Source organism: Marinobacter sp. (assembly GCF_041595835.1).
Taxonomy (GTDB): Bacteria; Pseudomonadota; Gammaproteobacteria; order Pseudomonadales; family Oleiphilaceae; genus Marinobacter.
Map to the genome: position 1 here is coordinate 1 of NZ_JBFHJO010000028.1, position 18,456 is coordinate 18,456.

An 18,456-nucleotide genomic window follows, 5' to 3' on the forward strand; every position below is an offset into this window, starting at 1 on the left:
CCCATCGTACGGGATGATCAAGGCCACGACACCTTCCGACTTAGTTTGAGCTCAGGCCAGCTGGCACATAAAGAGTTCACCCAACTGGCCATCCGCCCCGCCTATCACGACATTGCAGACCCGCCAGAAGGTTACCGCACCGGCGCACAACTTCAGTTCCTTCGGCTGGATGCACGGCTTTACCACGACAACGATGAACTTCAGATAGAACAGATAACCGGTGTGGAGATTCGCTCCCTGAGCCCCCGCAACCAATTTTTCTCGCCCACCTCCTGGCAGGTAGGTTTCGGAGCTCGCAGAACGGATACCGAGTCAGAGCGAGTGCTCGCCCCCTATCTTGAAGGCGGAGCAGGCGGAAGCTGGCGCCTCGGCACAAACAGTCAGGCCTTCGCTGTCGCCACTGCTGACGTGGAGATCAACGACGAGATTCGCCGCGGCTATGATTTCGCCCCCGGTGCAGACCTTGGGCTGTTACACCAGAGCAATCGCTTCAGCCTACTCGGCGGCGTAAAAACCAAAGCCTGGATCATCAGCAGCCAACACCGTCAAGATCAGCTCTACCTGAAGGCTAACTTACACATCGGCCGCGAATTCAGCCTATTTACTGAATTCACCCGAGAAGACCACTTCGACAGGCTCCAAAGTACATGGCAAGCAGGTATCCACACATATTTCTGAATTCAAAAACACTGGCGGCTACTGTTCTGGTGTCTCTTGCGCTGTTGCAAGGCGGCTGCAGCAGCGTCTTCTTCTTTCCTGACAACACCATCTACATCACCCCGGACCGCCTGAACCTGGAATACGAAGACGTCTACCTGAACACCACAGACGGAGAAACCCTCCACGGCTGGTGGCTGCCATCCTTGCTAGACGAACCCGCAAAAGGCACTGTCTATTATCTGCACGGCAATGCTCAAAATATCAGTGCCCACATACTCAACGCAGCCTGGCTGCCTGAGCAGGGCTTCAACGTCTTCACCATAGACTACCGTGGCTATGGCCAATCCACCGGCGCTCCGGATATAGAGGGTGCCTTGCACGACGTAGAAACAGGTCTGCGCTGGCTGGCCCGGCACAACTCCAACACAAAACAACCACTGATCATACTCGGCCAAAGCCTGGGTGGTGCTCTAGGACTCGTCCTTGCCAGCGAATGGCAACAACGCAACGAAGAACCAGGGCTCAACAGCGTGATCCTCGATGGTACCTTCTCCGGCTTCCGCTACATAGCTCGCGAAAAGCTCAGCAGTTTCTGGTTAACCTGGCCCTTCCAAATCCCCTTGAGCTGGACAATTCCCGGTGATTATGAAGGGACCGATAAAATAACCTCCATCTCACCCGTGCCACTGATGATCATCCACAGTACCCGCGACAGCATCATTCCATTTCACCACGGTGTGATGCTCTATGACGCGGCAGCTCAACCCAAACAGTTCCTACAGACCGACACTCCCCACGCGGCTACCTTCATCATTCCTGCCTACCGGGAAGCCGTATTGGAGTTCATAAATCACAATGCTCATACGCCACAGACCGAGCCTAAAAACCAGGTCCCAGACATTTAAAAAGCCCGTAGCGACGAAGTCATTACGGGCTTTTTATTACGATGTGTTAGCAACCAAAGAGCGGAACACTCTTTGTTGCCTGGCAAATCACATCGGCAACATCTGCGTTACGACACGCTTCGTACGCTTCTCAATTTCAGGCAGCGCCTCTTCTTCCTTCATGTTCATCTGGTTAGCCCAGACAGACAAGCGGATGCCGTGAGGAAAGTAGTTACTCGTGCGCTTGGCCGTGGCAAAAGTGCTGTTGCCCTGGCTTGTGCCTCCCGCAGAAACCATTCTCGAGTTTCCTGCGCCGCTACCATCAAGAGTACGACTGCCAGAATCTGTTGCCATCTCAAACTCAACCGGTTTGGCCTGACGCTCTTCCAAAACCACGTCCATAATCAAGGCCCACTCGCGAGGACGGGAAGCGTTATTCAGCCCCACAGCAACCAAACCGCCGACACCGATGCCAGTCGCCACGCCAGCAACGCCACTGTTGGTCATATCCGCAACCGCAAACCCGGTTCCCACACCAACTGCCGCACCGGCAATGGCCCCCATATTCCGGGCTGCACTGGCTCCGCCGGATTCAGGCTCAACTTCACCAAAGAAACGGGTAGAAGCGCGCAGACGGTATTTAGCTGCGTCCGGGTTGCTCACAACTTCCCAGCCCTGGTCTCTTGCAGAATCGCGCAAAAGGTCCAGTAACGGCAGCTCCGCATCACTGATGTTTCTATAAGAGATGTAAACTTTGCGATCAGAGCCTGAAGGCGGCTCGAGTTGTGGTGGTGGAACCACCCATACTGTTCCACTACGGGCTTCAGCGTACTTATTATCCGTCAGCTCACCGAGCTGACGAGAGACGGTCGTGCAGCCGGCAAAAGCCACAGCGACTAACGCCACAATAAACAAATTTCTTAGGTTGGTCATAACCTGGTCCATTAGGCTGTTCAAGGGAGATTGGAACAGAACTGAGCATCCTGCCTAGCTCTTCTCTTTCACACTCGGGTGTTAATCGAATAAGTCAGAGATAGGAACGTGAGAAAGTACTGCATTTTCTCAAATGCCGTTCAGCACCAAGGGAAAGAGTCTAACCAGATGGTAATAATGGTTCAATAAGACTAACGAGATATCCGTCTGATATAAATCAAGTAACCTGCAAGCCAGCCTCCGGACAAACCACAAACGCCGGCCGGAGGCATTGGTTAAATATCTTGAGTGCCGAAAAGCAACTTACATGGGCAACATCTGCGTGACCACACGTTTCGCACGCTTCTCAATTTCAGGCAGCGCCTCCTCTTCCTTCATGTTCATCTGGTTAGCCCAGACAGACAAGCGGATGCCGTGAGGAAAGTAGTTACTCTTACGCTTAGCCGTGGCAACACTGCTGTTGCCCTGGCTTGTACCACCCGCAGAAACCATTCGGGCGTTCCCTGCCCCGCTACCATCAAGGGTGCGACTGCCGGAATCCGTCACCATCTCAAACTCTACCGCTTTATCTTGCCGGGCTTCCAGCACCACATCGATGATCAATGCCCACTCCCGCGGCCTGGACGCATTGGATATTCCTATACCAACCAAACCGCCAGTAGCTGCACCACCAACAACACCAATAACACCACTATTGGTCGCATCCGCCAGCGCATAGCCCGTGCCAATTCCGACAGCAGCGCCAGTGATAGCGCCCATGGTATTAGCCTGGCCTGCGCCGCCAGACTCGGGCTCTACTTCACCGAAAAAGCGGGTAGAAGCGCGTAACCTATAACGTGCGGCATCCGGGTCGTTCACTATTGTCCACCCCTGATCCCGAGCCGACTGCCTGAGCAAATCCAAAAGATCTATATCGCTATCCGAAATATTCCGATAAGAAATATAAACCGTTCGATCTCCGGCTGCAGGTGGTTCAAGTTGTGGTGGTGGCACAACCCAAACAGTGCCACTTCGCGCTTCAGCGTATTTATTGTCCGTAATGCTTCCTAACTGCCTTGATACGGATGTACAGCCCGCTGCCATAACGACAGCAGCCAACAATATGATTGCGAGTCTACAACTTTTCATATCACTATCCCTGAGTCAAAAGATGAATACAGTGTCAAAGACATCCTAAACCATGACAAACTGTGCATTTTTTGTTCATCCAAATACAATGTAGACCCAATGTTCGTCGCTCGCAATTTCCAAATTCCAGGCACAAAAAAACCCGCCAGACTCAACGTATGGCGGGTTTTCTCATAACGATCTAAGAAATCTTAGTCAGCAAAGTCAGTCGCCTGCTCGCCTTCTTTGACTTCCTTCATGGACAGCTTAACCCGGCCACGGTTATCAACATCCAGCACCTTAACCAGAACTTCCTGACCTTCACTTAACTCATCAGTCACGTTCTCGATGCGGCGATCAGAAATCTGGGAAATATGCACCAGACCATCCTTGCCAGGCAGAATGTTCACAAACGCACCAAAATCTACAATCCGCTCTACGCGACCCTTGTAGATAGCACCTACTTCGATTTCAGCCGTGATTTCCTTCACACGATTCATCGCAGCCTGTGCAGCTTCAGCGTTGTCAGCGTAGATCTTCACGTTACCATCGTCATCCAGATCAATAGACGCGCCGGTTTCATCGCAGATAGCACGGATAACAGAACCACCTTTGCCAATCACATCACGGATTTTGTCGGGATGGATCTTAATGGTTGTAATGCTCGGCGCATGATCGGACAGTTTCGTACGTGGTTCGGAGATGACTTTGTTCATCTCACCGAGAATGTGCAAACGCGCAGCGTGTGCCTGTTCCAGCGCAAGCTCCATGATCTCGTCAGTGATGCCGTTGATCTTGATATCCATCTGCAGGGCAGTAATACCGTCTTTGGTACCAGCAACTTTAAAGTCCATATCACCCAGGTGATCCTCGTCACCCAGGATGTCGGTCAGAACAGCGAATTTCTCGCCTTCCTTAACCAAGCCCATGGCGATACCCGCCACAGGAGCTTTAATCGGTACACCCGCGTCCATCAGCGCAAGGCTTGAACCGCACACAGAAGCCATAGAGCTGGAACCATTAGACTCAGTAATCTCTGAGACAGAACGGATAGCATACGGGAACTCTTCAATCGTTGGCATAACGGCCAGCACGCCACGCTTAGCCAGACGCCCGTGGCCAATCTCGCGACGACCTGGTGTACCCACACGGCCAGCTTCACCAACGGAGTATGGAGGGAAGTTGTAGTGGAACATGAACGGATCTTTGCGCTCACCTTCCAGTGCGTCGATGGTTTGCACATCACGGGTGGTACCAAGAGTCGTTGTGACAATGGCCTGAGTCTCACCACGGGTGAACAATGCAGAGCCGTGAACAGAAGGCAGAATGCCGACTTCCACTTCGATCGGGCGAACCGTCTTGTTATCACGACCGTCGATACGCGGTTTACCATCGATAACTTGTTTGCGAACGATTGCTTTCTCAACCTTGCCGAAGTACTTCTTCACCTGATCAGCAGACGGCTGGCCTTCTTCCTCACCGGCAAGCTTCTCTACAACTGCAGTCTTGATTTCGCCCAGACGCGTGTAACGAGCCATCTTGTCGCGAATGGCGTAGGCTTCTTCGATCTGGTCAGCAAATTCCGCTTTAATCGCATCCAGCAGGGCTGTGTCTTCTGGCTCAGGCTGCCAATCCCAACGTGGCTTACCGTTTTCAGCTGCGAACTCTTTGATGGCGGTGATCGCGGCCTGCATTTCCTGGTGGGCAAACAGAACGCCACCCAGCATCTGATCTTCAGAGAGGCCTTTGGCTTCGGATTCAACCATCAAAACCGCTTCATCAGTACCAGCAACAACCATGTCCAGAAGAGATGTTTCCAGCTCTTCAAACGACGGATTCAGGAAGTACCCTTTATCGTTGGTGAAACCAACGCGAGCGGCACCAATAGGGCCGTCAAAAGGAATGCCAGATATCGACAGTGCAGCAGAAGCTGCCAGCATAGCTGCAATATCGGGATCTTGTTTCTTGTCAGTCGACATTACCGTCAGGATCAACTGCACTTCATTCATAAAGCCGTTGGGGAACAGCGGACGGATAGGTCGGTCGATCAAACGTGACGTCAGAGTTTCTTTCTCGGAAGGACGACCTTCACGCTTGAAGAAACCACCGGGAATTTTACCCGCAGCGTAGGTCTTTTCAGAGTAGTTTACGGTCAGCGGAAAGAAAGGCTGTCCAGGTTTTGCCTCTTTAACACCAACAACGGTGCCAAGAACGGAGGTATCACCACAAGTAACCAGAACGGAACCGGTTGCCTGACGAGCAACGCGCCCTGTTTCCAGAGTGAAGGTGTGACCACCCATTTCAAATGTTTTCTTACGTGGTTGCAGATCCACAATTTACTCCTGCTTTTCAACTGTTTAATACGTGGCCGGATGAACCATTCATCATAGCCCGTGTTTTCTATTTATGCTGCAGCAGCCTGAACTGTGAACCGAAAGGCAACCTGTCTGAAAGCTAACAGGCTGTCGCAAAAACCCGGCAAAGCCCCGGCTTTTCGACAACCTGCTTTCAATATCGGCTTTCCATTACGACAGGGAAAATCCTTCGGTGTCACGGACAAATCAACTGCAGCAAACAGCCATCTGGTTGCCCAAAAGAACAAGCGCAGACAGCGGGAGAGAAACTCGGCTGCCCCGGGAATCCCCGGGGCAGCCTTCAGGTCACAAAACCCGATTAGCGACGCAGACCCAAACGCTTGATAAGTTCAAGGTAACGGTCAGCGTTTTTACGCTTCAGGTAGTCCAGCAGCTTACGACGCTGGTTTACCATACGGATAAGGCCACGGCGGGAATGGTGATCCTGCTTATTGACCTTAAAGTGTTCCTGCAGCTTATTGATGTTAGCGGTCAACAGAGCCACCTGAACTTCAGGGGAACCGGTATCGCCTTCACCTTGCTGAAAATCGGTTACGATTTGAGCTTTCTCACTGGCAGAAAGTGCCATATTACACCTCATTAGTTGCGATGCTGATAAATCCGGCCGAACCGCGCATCTCTACAGCCCGGCTAATCGATAACAGCGTTAGCTGTTGTCGTTCTTGACCAGTCGACGAGGCACCAGCACGGTGTCTTCGCCTTCCGGTTGAGCTTCAGCCAACCCGACAAAAGAGTGTTCGCCGTATACACGCACGAACCCCTCATAGGGCTGACCCGGTATTCTAACCGGTTGTCCGTTCAATATCGACACCAGCGCAGGACCGGAAAGCCGATGTTCCGGAAACATTGTCAACGCACTTTCCGGAGGTAACAACAAGCCATCAAGGCTTTCGCCACGCTCACGTATCGCTTCCAGCGTTTGTACATCGTGTGCATTATCAAGGGTATAGCCAGCCGCCAGGGTGCGACGGAGCGCCACAACATGAGCACCACATCCCAACTGTTCGCCGATATCCTCCACCAATGAGCGGATGTACGTACCTTTAGTGCAGGTCACGGCCAGGTCGAGCTCGTTCTCACGAACAGCTAACAGTTTCAGCTCATAGATCGTGACAGGCCGTGCAGGCCGGTCTATTTCGATGCCTTCCCGCGCATATTCATACAAAGGCTTACCCTGATGTTTAAGCGCGGAATACATGGAAGGAACCTGCTGAATATCACCCCGGAAGTTCGCCAGAACGGCTTCAATCCCAGCTTCCGTTAACGCCGGGACGGGTTTTTCTTCAACAACAGCGCCTTCAGAGTCGCCGGTTTCGGTCTTGACACCAAGACGAGCCGTCGTGATGTAGGCCTTATCGCTGTCCAGCATCGTTTGGGAAAACTTGGTCGCTTCGCCAAAACACAGAGGCAGAACGCCAGTAGCCAGAGGATCAAGAGCGCCAGTGTGGCCCGCTTTCGCTGCCCCATACAAGCGTTTGATTTGCTGAAGAATGCCGTTTGAGGTGACGCCCTGAGGCTTATCGATCACCAGAATGCCGTTTACGTCACGGCCTTTACGTCTTCGACTCAAATGTCACGCTCCGGACTATCAGAAACAGAGTCACCGCCGTCATCCCGAACAACAGCAGGCTTATCACCCACAGCCTCGCGAATTAAACGATCCAGCTTCCGGCTCTGCCCTAGCAAGCTGTCAAAATGGAAGCGTAGCTGAGGCACCACTCGCAACTTCATAGCCCGACCCACGTGCCCTCGCAGAAAGCCCGATGCTTTATTCAGGACTGCCAGAGACTCCTTAACTTCCGGAGATTGCTCTGTCAGCTCGTCTGTCGACAACAACGAGACATAAATATCGGCATACCCCAGATCGCGGCTAACCTTGACATCGTTTACCGTGATCATACCAACGCGAGGATCCTTTACCTCACGCTGGATGATCTGGGCCAGCTCTCGTTGCATCTGATCGCCAATGCGATCTATGCGACTGTAATCCCGTGCCATTAGGCCCCCGTAGATTCGAGCTGACGTTCAACGCGAACACGATCAAATACTTCGATCTGGTCGCCTACTTTTACGTCGTAACCCTTAACACCGATACCACATTCCATGCCGTTACGAACCTCCTGAACGTCGTCTTTGAAGCGACGCAAAGATTCCAGCTCGCCCTCAAAGATCACCACGTTGTCACGCAGTACGCGGATAGGCTTGTTGCGATATACAGTACCCTCAGTAACCATACAGCCTGCAACCTGGCCGAATTTCGGTGAGCGGAATACGTCGCGAACATCAGCAATACCGATGATGTCTTCACGGAATTCCGGCTTCAGCATGCCAGTCAGAGCCGCTTTCACATCATCCAGCAGGTTGTAGATGATGCTGTAGTAGCGCAGATCAAGACCTTCTTTCTCAACCAGACGCTTGGCGGCATTATCGGCTCGTACGTTAAAACCGAAGATCACGGCGTTGGTCGCCATAGCCAGGCTAACGTCGGTTTCAGCGATACCGCCAACACCTGTAGATACCATTTTGACCTGAACTTCGTCGTTACCCAGGTCCCTCAACGCCTTGGTAATGGCTTCCAGGGTACCGCGCACGTCCGTTTTCAGAACAACATTGAGGGTTTTAACCTCATCTTTGCCCATATTCTCGAACAGATTCTCAAGCTTGGCAGCCTGTTGTCTCTGTAGACGGTTTTCACGCTCACGAGTCTGACGGTGCTCGGCAAGCTCCTTGGCCTTCTTCTCATCCGCTACAGCGTAAAACTCATCGCCGGCGTCTGGAGTACCGTTCAAACCAAGAATCTCGACCGGAATTGAAGGGCCTGCAGATTTAACCTGCTTGCCAGCTTCATCCGTCATTGCGCGAACTTTGCCGTAAAATGAGCCTGCAACAACCATTTCGCCTTGGCGTAGCGTACCGTTCTGTACCAGCACCGTCGCAACAGAACCACGACCACGTTCCAGACTGGATTCAACGACCACACCCTTCGCGGAAGCGTCAGGGGATGCTTCAAGCTCCAGAACTTCCGCTTGCAGCAACACCGCTTCCAACAGGTTATCAATACCCTGACCGGTGTGGGCAGAAACGGGCACAAACTGAACGTCGCCACCCCAATCTTCAGGAATCACATCCAATGCAGCCAGTTCGTTCTTGATGCGATCCGGGTCCGCTTCCTCCTTGTCCATCTTGTTAATGGCAACAACCAGAGGCACACCTGCAGACTTCGCGTGCTGTACCGCTTCTTTGGTCTGAGGCATAACGCCATCATCAGCCGCCACAACCAGAATAACGATATCCGTGCACTGAGCACCTCGAGCACGCATCGCTGTAAACGCTGCGTGGCCTGGGGTATCCAGGAAAGACACCATGCCATGCTCAGTTTCAACGTGGTACGCACCAATGTGCTGCGTAATACCGCCGGACTCACTCGCGGCAACTTTCGAGCGACGAATATAATCAAGCAATGACGTCTTACCATGGTCAACGTGACCCATCACACTCACAACCGGAGCACGCTTAATTTTCTCTTTGCCTTCAAGCTGAACGCTGATTTTGCTCAGCACTTCTTCTTCAAGGGCGTCGTCACTGACGGTCGTTGCCTTATGCCCCAACTCTTCGGTGACAAGAACCGCGGTTTCCTGGTCCAGAACCTGGTTGATAGTGGCCATTACGCCCATACCCATCAGGGTCTTGATAACATCAGCGGCTTTAACTGCCATGCGCTGGGCGAGATCACCAACTGTGATCGTTTCTGGAATCTGTACTTCTCTAACCATGGGCTTGGTTGGCCTCTCGAAAGCATGACGCTTTTCTTTCGTTTTCTTTTTGGCCCGCAGCTGTTTGCGTGGAAGGGAGTCATCCTCATCCTCGGAAATCACCAAAGGTTCGTCTACTGGTCTGCTGCGAGGCCCGCGGTGGCCAGCCTGTTTCTTCTTCGGCTTGCCTTCTTCACTCTCATCGCCGCGCTCACGTACCTTCTCTTTCTTCTTCTTAGGCTTGCGATCCCGGCCATCATCCTCTGGCGGAGGCATCGGAATGTCCGCAGGAGAGGTTTCAACGACCGGCTCGGGCTCTTTCGTTACTGCCGGCTCTACACGGTCTTCCGCCGGTTCTTTTGGCGCTTCAGCTTCTGGCTGGTTCGGAGCCTGCTCAGCAGCAATTTGCGGAGCTTCCTGCTGCACCTGCTGATCTGCCAGCTCTTCCTGCTTAGGAGCTTCTGCCTCGGCTTCTGCCTCTGGCTGTATCTCCGCTCGTTTGATATAGGTACGACGCTTGCGTACTTCCACATTCACAGTTTTAGCTTTACCTGCCTTCAATGTGGTCGTGGTCTTGCGTTTGAGCGTAATTTTTCTGGGCTCAGCATCGCCTTCACCGTGACTCTTTCTCAGGTAATCCAGCAACTGCTGCTTCTCATCGCCGGTCACAGCGTCATTTTCACCACGGGCCTTCAGGCCTGCTTCAACAATCTGCGTCAGCAAACGATCCACGGGAGCGCCTACATCTGCGGCCAGTTGTTTTACCGTTACATCAGTCATACTGGTCCTCCTCTCCCGAATCAGGCCTGGTCTTCAAACCAGGGTGCGCGTGCCGTCATAATCAACCGTCCTGCACGCTCTTCATCCATTCCGTCAATATCGAGCAGGTCATCAACCGACTGCTCAGCCAAGTCTTCCATTGTACAAACCCCCATGCCAGCGAGTTTGAACGCAAGAGCACGCTCCATACCTTCCATTTCCAGAAGATCTTCGGCAGGTTCCGAGCCCTCAAGGGCCTCTTCACTTGCCAGAGCCTGGTTTAACAGAGCATCCTTGGCCCGATTACGAAGCTCCGTAACGGTATCTTCGTCGAAGCCGTCAATCGCCAGCATCTCTTCCATCGGAACGTAAGCGACTTCCTCAATAGAAGAGAAGCCTTCCTCAATCAAAGCGCCAGCAAGTTCCTCATCCACATCCAGGTGTTTAGTAAAATGCTCTAGCAAGCGAGTCATCTCTTGCTCTTGACGCTCTCCGGCTTCCTCTTCGGTCATCACGTTCAGCGTCCAGCCGGTAAGCTCTGTTGCCAGACGGACGTTCTGACCATTGCGACCAATCGCCTGAGCCAGGTTATCTTCAGCAACCGCGACATCCATGGTGTGGCGATCTTCATCCATCACAATCGAGGCCACTTCAGCCGGAGCCATCGCATTGATAACCAGTTGCGCGGGATTGTCATCCCACAGCACGATATCGACGCGTTCACCACCCAACTCATTAGAAACGGCCTGCACCCGTGATCCGCGCATACCAACGCACGCACCAACCGGATCGATACGACGATCATTTGTTTTTACTGCAATTTTTGCACGAGAACCAGGATCACGGGCCGCGCCACGAATCTCGATAAGCTCTTCGGCAATTTCCGGCACTTCAATTCGGAACAGCTCAACCAGCATCTGTGCGTCAGAACGGCTCATGATCAACTGCGGGCCACGGTGATCGGTGCGAATTTCCAGCAACAGGGCACGCACGCGGTCTCCCATACGGAAGGTTTCACGCGCAATCAGGTGTTCCCGGGGCAAAAGTGCTTCAGCATTATTGCCAAGATCTACAATGACATTATCCCGCGTGACCTTCTTGACCGTACCGGAGATCAGCTCACCTACACGATCACGGTAGCTGTCTACGATTTTGGAGCGCTCGGCTTCACGAACTTTCTGGAAGATAATCTGTTTTGCAGCCTGGGCGCCAATGCGGCCAAAAGCTACAGATTCAATTTTCTCTTCATGTATGCTGCCTGGCTGAAGAGAGCTGTCAATTTCTTCCGCTTCCTGCATGGTCAGCTCGGTGCCAAGCGCCGGAACCGCATCATTGTCTACCACCAACCAACGGCGGAAGGTCTCATATTCGCCTGTACGGCGGTCAATGGAAACGCGGATATCCGCATCTTCATCTTCATAACGTTTTTTGGCAGCAGTGGCGAGCGCTAGCTCGATAGCCTCGAAAATCACGTCCTTATCGACGCCTTTCTCGTTCGAGACGGATTCCACTACCAGCAAGATCTCTTTACTCATGGGATTGCCCTGCCTTCAAAAGAATCAATACATCTAAAAAATTTCTTGAATACATCATTCAAAAATCGGAACGATATTGGCCTTATCAATGCTGTCGAATGGCAACAAGTACTCATGGTCGTCGACCACAACTACAACATCATCACCTTCCACGCCTTTGATCAGACCCGAAAATTTGCGACGCCCTTCAAACGCCATGCGCAGCTTGAGCTGAACCTTATGACCAACAAAAGCCCGGTAATGCTCAAGGCGGAAAAGAGGACGATCCATCCCGGGAGATGAAACTTCCAGGGTGTATTCGCTCTGAATGGGGTCTTCCACATCCATGACACCACTCACTTGGCGACTGACTTTTTCGCAGTCTTCAATACCAATGCCGTTCTCAGCATCATCAATAAAAACCCGAAGCATGGACTGATGACCACGGGAACGGAATTCAATACCCCAGAATTCATACCCCAGCCCCTCCACTACGGGACGCAGTATGTCTTCGAGTTGTTTTAGCTTGGCTGACAAGTGTCGCCGCCTCCGTCTCAAGAATTTTCAAAGTACAAAAACAAAAAAAGGGCTGATCAACAGCCCTTTTTATGCACTAGGGCCCTTGCGCCAGGCCCCTTAATCAAAAAGCCCCTTTAAATGGGGCTTTTTGTTGCAAGAATTCGCAGAAAACCAACCCAAAAAACGGAAATCTGCCGACAGACACCTGGCCTGCCTGGAAGCCAGGACAAATCACCGACTCCAATATCCGCAGAAGTATAGAGATACCAGGCGGAGCGGTCAAGGACTGACAAAAAAAGACGGCCTGGTTTCGCCAAGCCGTCTTTTTAAATTGGTGCCCAGGGCCGGACTCGAACCGGCACAGCTTTCGCTACCACCCCCTCAAGATGGCGTGTCTACCAATTTCACCACCTGGGCTTTACTCTTTATTCAAGATCAGGAAGATCAGACTCCCCAGCCTTATCGCTCACGGCACCATCAATGCCTGGCACCTGCTCGGCCTGAACCGGAGCAGAAGACGATTCCTGAAGTACCGGAATACCGGCTTCGCCCGCAACTTCTGCGCGCTGCTTAGCAAAAATCGCCAGAGAAAAACTTGTAACAAAAAAGACAACCGCCATCAGAGTGGTCATCCGAGTCAGAAAGCTACCACTACCCTGACTACCGAAAACTGTCTGGGATGCACCGCCACCAAAAGCCGCACCGGCATCAGCACCCTTACCCTGCTGAATCAGGACGACACTCACCAGCGCCACGGCGATAACGACGTGAACAACGACTATTAGTGTTTCGATCCAATCCATACAGACTCTCGTATATGTTTCGGCTTATGAACCCGCCGGAAATGCCCGACAGATACTAATAAACTCATCAGCCTTAAGGGAAGCTCCACCTATAAGACCACCATCAATATCGGGCTCTGAAAACAGAGCGGCAGCATTATCCGCTTTTACACTGCCGCCGTAAAGTACCGAAATCTCTTCCGAGGGTGCTTTCATACTTTCAAGCACACTGCGGATCTCTGCGTGCATGGCCTGCGCATCTTCGGCCGTGGCGGTTTTTCCCGTGCCTATCGCCCAGACAGGCTCATAAGCAACAACCACTCTTGACCATTGGTCGGCGCTAACGCCCGCCAAACCCCTTTTAATCTGCCCGGCAACCACACGCTCAGCCTCACCAGCTTCGCGCTGCTCAAGGGTTTCGCCCACACAGAGCATTGCTGTCAGCCCGCTTTCAAGCACCTGCCCGACCTTCCGGGCAACCACTTCATCATTTTCACCAAACAGCTGCCGGCGCTCGGAGTGACCCACAAGCACATACCAGCAACCCAGATCTTTCGCCATATCAGCAGACACTTCGCCGGTATAGGCTCCGGACTGCCACTGACTGACATTCTGTATGCCCAAGGCCAGCTTACCATCAGCCTGTTGCTGAACCAGCGTGATATATGGCGCAGGCGGAACAATCACCACCTCGACCCCGCTGTCCAGTCCAACAGCATGATCGCAAATTACGCCAACCAGTTGCTGCACAAGGTCTTTCGACCCGTTCATTTTCCAGTTTCCGGCTACAATCTTACGGCGCATATCAACTCTCAAACGTCTCGACCGTCAGCGAGGGCGAACTATACAGCAGACATTTCTTCTGTACAACCGCCCCGTTTTGAATCAGGGAGTTGACCGCTCAACCACCCCAGCCAGCTCCTCAGCAATGCGTGCAATACCACCAGCATTCTTACCCTCAGCCATCACACGAATGAGCGGTTCGGTGCCAGAGGCGCGCAATAATATGCGCCCGTCATCACCCAAAGTCTCTTCAGCTTTTTTTATCGCCTCAACGATATCTTGCCGACCAAGAGGATCAAAGCGCTGAGCCACCCGCACATTAATCATAGTTTGCGGAAGTTTATTCATCCCCTTACGCAATTCCGCCAGGGTTTTACCGGAGTTGCGTATCGCCAGCATCACCTGAAGAGCAGAGACAATACCGTCTCCGGTACCGATACAGTCGCGAATCACCATATGGCCGGAGCCTTCACCACCGACTACCCAGTTGTTAGCCAGCAGGCGCTCCATCACATACCGGTCACCTACCTTTGCCCGCTCAAATGGTATATCCAACTCTTTTAGAGCCAGCTCAACGCCAAGGTTGGTCATCAGCGTTCCAACCACCCCCCCCTCTAAGCGACCTTCAGCACGGCGCTGGGAAGCGAGAATATAAAGCAACTCATCGCCATCCACCTCTGAACCATCACGATCAACCATCAGCACACGATCGCCATCGCCATCAAAGGCTATTCCCAAATCTGCTCTTTTATCCAGAACCGCCTGTTTAAGCGCTTCCAGGTGAGTTGAGCCGACATTCAGGTTGATATTAAGCCCGTCCGGCTCGCCGCCGATTACTGTCAGCGTTGCGCCCAGTTCCCGGAATACTTTTGGCGCCACGTGATATGTCGCACCATGAGCACAATCAAGCACAATGTGAAGCCCTTCAAGCGACAATTCGTTCGGAACCGTACTTTTGCAAAATTCAACATAACGACCAGGGGCATCGTCTATGCGACTCGCCTTCCCAAGCTCACTAGACTCACAAACCTGGATTGGCTGATCAAGCCAACGCTCAATCTCCAGTTCGGTAGCGTCATCAAGCTTTGTACCGGCTGAGGAGAAGAACTTAATACCATTGTCATGATGCGGATTGTGAGAGGCACTGATCACAATACCGGCAGACGCACGAAAAGTTCGCGTCAGATAAGCGATAGCTGGTGTAGGCATGGGCCCAAGCAACTTCACATCAACACCCGCTGCAGACAAGCCTGCTTCTAGCGCGGATTCAAACATATAACCGGATAAGCGAGTGTCTTTACCGATCAACACACTGTTACGCTGCCCTGCTTTTTTAAAAGCCTGACCTGCAGCCCAACCAAGATGAAGCATAAATTCAGGGGTAATGGGTTTCTCACCTACGCGACCCCGAATGCCATCGGTACCAAAATATTTACGCTGGGACATTACATCGCCTCCTTTACAGCCGTTACTATTTTAACGGCGTCCACCGTTTCCTTGACGTCATGCACGCGAAGAATGCTTGCGCCCTTCATGGCAGATATTGTCGCGGCTGCAAGACTGGCAGGCAACCTTTCATGAACCTCTCGCCCTGTGATAGCGCCCAACATAGATTTCCTTGAGATTCCGACCAGCAGTGGATGCCCAAGTACACGCATCTGCTCCAGATTCGCCAGTAATTGAACGTTATGCTCCACAGTTTTACCAAACCCAAAACCCGGATCGAGAATGATATGTTCAGGTAAAACACCCGCAGCTTCTGCCACCCGCACCCTTTCCGTTAAAAACGAACTCACCTCGCGGCGCACATTTCTGTAACGAGGCGAGTCCTGCATATTCTCAGGCTCACCCTGAATGTGCATGATACAAACGGGGACACCGGCTTTTGCTGCCATTTCCGGGGCACCCTCACGCTGCAAAGCTCGCACGTCGTTGATCAGGCCCGCGCCCACTTTCACCGTTTCTTGCATCACGACCGGGTTACTTGTATCTACGGAAACAATCACATCCAGCTCCCGCTTGATGGCCTCAACTACAGAGCACACCCTGTCCAGCTCTTCTTGAGTTGACACTTCTGCAGCGCCCGGCCGGGTGGATTCTCCACCAACGTCAATGAATGCAGCACCATCACTGACCATTTGCCGCGCACGAAGCAACGCAGCCTCGGCGTTATTAAACCGCCCCCCATCCGAAAAAGAATCAGGAGTCACGTTAAGAATACCCATTACATGACAATGCGAGAGGTCAAGTACCCGACCAGCAAAGTTCATCTTCATAGAACCACATCCTGAAAAACCGTTCGTAAACACAAAAACAAACGCCGCCCTATATTCGGGCGGCGCTGTGTATTGCTTCAGGTTTGCGAGCTAATCAGTGCTCGCCAGCCGGTCGCCCTACTCCGGGCTGACGGCCATCATCAGAGTCTTTCGGCTCCGGCGCTGGCTCAGCGCCTTCAGGCTTACCACCTGCGGACGGGCCGTTATCACCCCAGTTTTTGGGGGGACGAGGCTCGCGCCCCTCCATGATGTCGTCGATCTGGAAGCGGTCAATGGTTTCATACTTCATGAGAGCCTGCGCCATCAGATCCAGTTTGCCACGATTTTCAACGAGGATCTGCCTGGCGGTTTCGTAACAGGAGTCAATGATGTTTCGAATCTCCTCATCAATCCGCTGGGCCGTTTCCGGCGAATAAACGGTATGACTCTGCCCCGCCGAACGACCAAGGAAAGGCTCCTCAGTGTCAGTGTCGTACTGCAGCGGCCCCAGTTTCTCAGACAATCCCCAGCGAGTAACCATATTCCGGGCAATTGCAGTGGCCCGTTCGATATCGTTCGACGCGCCCGTGGTAACCCCATCAAATCCCAACGTCAGCTCTTCAGCGATTCGACCACCAAATAAACTACAGATCGAACTGATCAGAAAACGCTTGGAATGACTGTATTTGTCCTCCTCCGGAAGGAACATGGTCACACCCAGAGCCCGGCCGCGAGGAATAATACTCACCTTATAAACCGGATCATGCTCGGGCATCAACCGCCCTACAATCGCGTGACCAGCTTCATGGTAGGCGGTATTCAGCTTTTCTTTCTCATTCATCACCATGGACTTACGCTCTGCGCCCATCATGATTTTGTCTTTTGCCAGCTCCAGCTCTTCCATGGACACCAAACGCAGGTTTCGGCGCGCAGCAAACAGGGCCGCCTCGTTCACCAGGTTTGCCAGATCCGCACCAGAAAAGCCCGGAGTACCACGAGCGATCACAGACGGGTCAATGCCTTCTGCCAGCGGAACCTTTTTCATATGCACTTTCAAAATCTGTTCACGTCCCAGAATATCCGGGAGGCTGACAACAACCTGACGGTCAAATCGGCCTGGGCGCAGCAACGCCGGATCGAGCACATCCGGACGGTTGGTAGCAGCTATCACGATAACGCCTTCATTGCCTTCAAAACCATCCATCTCAACCAGCAATTGGTTCAGGGTCTGCTCACGCTCATCGTGACCGCCACCCATACCAGCGCCACGGTGACGACCTACCGCATCAATCTCATCGATGAAAATAATGCATGGGCTTTGTTTCTTGGCCTGTTCGAACATGTCACGCACGCGAGAAGCGCCAACACCGACAAACATCTCCACAAAATCTGAACCGGAGATAGAGAAGAACGGCACTTTCGCTTCGCCGGCAATCGCTTTTGCCAGCAAAGTCTTACCAGTACCCGGGGGGCCAACCATTAGGACACCTTTCGGAATTCGGCCACCCAGACGCTGAAACTTACTTGGATCACGAAGGAAGTCCACCAACTCTTTGACGTCTTCTTTGGCTTCATCAACACCGGCCACATCACCAAAGGTGGTCTTGATCTGATCTTCGCTCAACAACCGGGCTTTGCTCTTCCCGAACGACATAGGCCCTTTGCCGCCCCCGCCGCCCTGCATCTGACGCATAAAGAACATAAACAACGCAATAATGATCAGGATCGGGAATGCTGCAACCAGTAGCTGAGTCCACAAACTCTGCCGCTCTGGCTCCTTACCGATAACCTCAACCTGGTTGGCAAGGAGGTCGTCCATTAACTTGGTGTCTGGCACCTGAGGGCGAACGGTCAGGAACTGGGAGCCATCGCCCCGAAGGCCCTGTATTTCCAAACCATCAATAGTCACCTGCCGAACCTGGCCCTGCTGGACCATTTCGACAAACTGGGAATAATTAACTTGTTGCCCGCTGGTGGTGGGAGAAAAATTCTGAAACACCATCAGCAGCACGGCGGCTATAACTAGCCAAAGAACCAAATTTTTTGCCATATCGTTCAAGGATCATCACCTGTGAATTACGGGGTAGCAGCACAGCCGCTCACCCTTTTCAGACACCTTACACCAATTGTACG

General features: G+C 52.6%; 15 protein-coding genes, 1 tRNA gene and 1 pseudogene. 2 read left to right on the plus strand and 15 right to left on the minus strand.

From position 1 onward, the window contains the following. Positions 1-678, plus strand: a pseudogene (locus ABYA77_RS10100) (DUF4105 domain-containing protein); the annotation flags it as partial. Further along, the gene (locus ABYA77_RS10105; RefSeq protein ID WP_372965841.1) at positions 648-1,565 is read left to right on the plus strand and encodes an alpha/beta hydrolase; all 918 of its coding nucleotides are present in this window, start codon (positions 648-650) and stop codon (positions 1,563-1,565) included. The pseudogene ABYA77_RS10100 and the gene ABYA77_RS10105, both read left to right, overlap by 31 nt. An 87-nt stretch (positions 1,566-1,652) precedes the next feature. Here the strand turns inward: ABYA77_RS10105 and traT (ABYA77_RS10110) are convergent, their stop codons facing one another. From traT (ABYA77_RS10110) to ftsH, 15 genes are all read right to left on the minus strand, one after another. Then, on the minus strand, positions 1,653-2,477 hold the full coding sequence (gene traT, locus ABYA77_RS10110; protein WP_372965842.1) for a complement resistance protein TraT: 825 nt from the start codon (positions 2,475-2,477) through the stop codon (positions 1,653-1,655). A gap of 303 nt (positions 2,478-2,780) precedes the next feature. Continuing rightward, on the minus strand, positions 2,781-3,605 hold the full coding sequence (gene traT / locus ABYA77_RS10115; protein WP_372965843.1) for a complement resistance protein TraT: 825 nt from the start codon (positions 3,603-3,605) through the stop codon (positions 2,781-2,783). A 191-nt stretch (positions 3,606-3,796) separates the two neighbouring features. Then, positions 3,797-5,911: a polyribonucleotide nucleotidyltransferase gene (pnp, locus tag ABYA77_RS10120; RefSeq protein ID WP_372965870.1), complete on the minus strand. Its 2,115-nt coding sequence runs from the start codon at positions 5,909-5,911 to the stop codon at positions 3,797-3,799. Positions 5,912-6,257: 346 nt separating this feature from the next. Continuing rightward, on the minus strand, positions 6,258-6,527 hold the full coding sequence (rpsO, locus tag ABYA77_RS10125; RefSeq protein ID WP_372965844.1) for a 30S ribosomal protein S15: 270 nt from the start codon (positions 6,525-6,527) through the stop codon (positions 6,258-6,260). Between the two features lie 78 nt (positions 6,528-6,605). Further along, the gene (gene truB / locus ABYA77_RS10130; RefSeq protein WP_372965845.1) at positions 6,606-7,529 is read right to left on the minus strand and encodes a tRNA pseudouridine(55) synthase TruB; all 924 of its coding nucleotides are present in this window, start codon (positions 7,527-7,529) and stop codon (positions 6,606-6,608) included. Further along, complete coding sequence (rbfA, locus tag ABYA77_RS10135; protein ID WP_372965846.1) at positions 7,526-7,957, minus strand: 30S ribosome-binding factor RbfA; 432 nt, start codon at positions 7,955-7,957, stop codon at positions 7,526-7,528. Before rbfA ends, truB begins: the two co-directional genes overlap by 4 nt. Continuing rightward, the gene (gene infB, locus ABYA77_RS10140; RefSeq protein WP_372965847.1) at positions 7,957-10,491 is read right to left on the minus strand and encodes a translation initiation factor IF-2; all 2,535 of its coding nucleotides are present in this window, start codon (positions 10,489-10,491) and stop codon (positions 7,957-7,959) included. Before infB ends, rbfA begins: the two co-directional genes overlap by 1 nt. Before the next feature lie 20 nt (positions 10,492-10,511). Beyond that, positions 10,512-12,005 (minus strand): transcription termination factor NusA, encoded by a 1,494-nt coding sequence (gene nusA, locus ABYA77_RS10145; RefSeq protein WP_372965848.1) that lies wholly within the window; start codon positions 12,003-12,005, stop codon positions 10,512-10,514. 54 nt (positions 12,006-12,059) lie between these two features. Continuing rightward, positions 12,060-12,521, minus strand: coding sequence for a ribosome maturation factor RimP (gene rimP / locus ABYA77_RS10150; RefSeq protein WP_372965849.1), 462 nt, complete (start codon positions 12,519-12,521; stop codon positions 12,060-12,062). Positions 12,522-12,835: 314 nt separating this feature from the next. After that, positions 12,836-12,920 (minus strand) — tRNA-Leu (locus tag ABYA77_RS10155). Between the two features lie 8 nt (positions 12,921-12,928). Further along, complete coding sequence (gene secG, locus ABYA77_RS10160; RefSeq protein WP_372965850.1) at positions 12,929-13,306, minus strand: preprotein translocase subunit SecG; 378 nt, start codon at positions 13,304-13,306, stop codon at positions 12,929-12,931. Between the two features lie 24 nt (positions 13,307-13,330). Next, complete coding sequence (gene tpiA / locus ABYA77_RS10165; protein WP_372965851.1) at positions 13,331-14,089, minus strand: triose-phosphate isomerase; 759 nt, start codon at positions 14,087-14,089, stop codon at positions 13,331-13,333. An 81-nt stretch (positions 14,090-14,170) separates the two neighbouring features. After that, positions 14,171-15,514, minus strand: coding sequence for a phosphoglucosamine mutase (glmM, locus tag ABYA77_RS10170; RefSeq protein WP_372965852.1), 1,344 nt, complete (start codon positions 15,512-15,514; stop codon positions 14,171-14,173). After that, the gene (gene folP, locus ABYA77_RS10175; protein ID WP_372965853.1) at positions 15,514-16,344 is read right to left on the minus strand and encodes a dihydropteroate synthase; all 831 of its coding nucleotides are present in this window, start codon (positions 16,342-16,344) and stop codon (positions 15,514-15,516) included. The genes glmM and folP overlap by 1 nt, the downstream gene beginning before the upstream one ends. A 94-nt stretch (positions 16,345-16,438) precedes the next feature. Next, on the minus strand, positions 16,439-18,382 hold the full coding sequence (gene ftsH, locus ABYA77_RS10180; protein ID WP_372965854.1) for an ATP-dependent zinc metalloprotease FtsH: 1,944 nt from the start codon (positions 18,380-18,382) through the stop codon (positions 16,439-16,441). Between the last annotated feature and the right edge of the window lie 74 nt (positions 18,383-18,456).

Coding starts and splice junctions, on each gene's coding strand:
- rbfA (WP_372965846.1), bottom strand. CDS start 7,957: ATGGCACGGGATTACAGTCGCATAGATCGCATTGGCGATCAGATGCAA.
- secG (WP_372965850.1), bottom strand. CDS start 13,306: ATGGATTGGATCGAAACACTAATAGTCGTTGTTCACGTCGTTATCGCC.
- folP (WP_372965853.1), bottom strand. CDS start 16,344: ATGAAGATGAACTTTGCTGGTCGGGTACTTGACCTCTCGCATTGTCAT.
- rpsO (WP_372965844.1), bottom strand. CDS start 6,527: ATGGCACTTTCTGCCAGTGAGAAAGCTCAAATCGTAACCGATTTTCAG.
- traT (WP_372965843.1), bottom strand. CDS start 3,605: ATGAAAAGTTGTAGACTCGCAATCATATTGTTGGCTGCTGTCGTTATG.
- traT (WP_372965842.1), bottom strand. CDS start 2,477: ATGACCAACCTAAGAAATTTGTTTATTGTGGCGTTAGTCGCTGTGGCT.
- nusA (WP_372965848.1), bottom strand. CDS start 12,005: ATGAGTAAAGAGATCTTGCTGGTAGTGGAATCCGTCTCGAACGAGAAA.
- ABYA77_RS10105 (WP_372965841.1), top strand. CDS start 648: ATGGCAAGCAGGTATCCACACATATTTCTGAATTCAAAAACACTGGCG.
- infB (WP_372965847.1), bottom strand. CDS start 10,491: ATGACTGATGTAACGGTAAAACAACTGGCCGCAGATGTAGGCGCTCCC.
- glmM (WP_372965852.1), bottom strand. CDS start 15,514: ATGTCCCAGCGTAAATATTTTGGTACCGATGGCATTCGGGGTCGCGTA.
- tpiA (WP_372965851.1), bottom strand. CDS start 14,089: ATGCGCCGTAAGATTGTAGCCGGAAACTGGAAAATGAACGGGTCGAAA.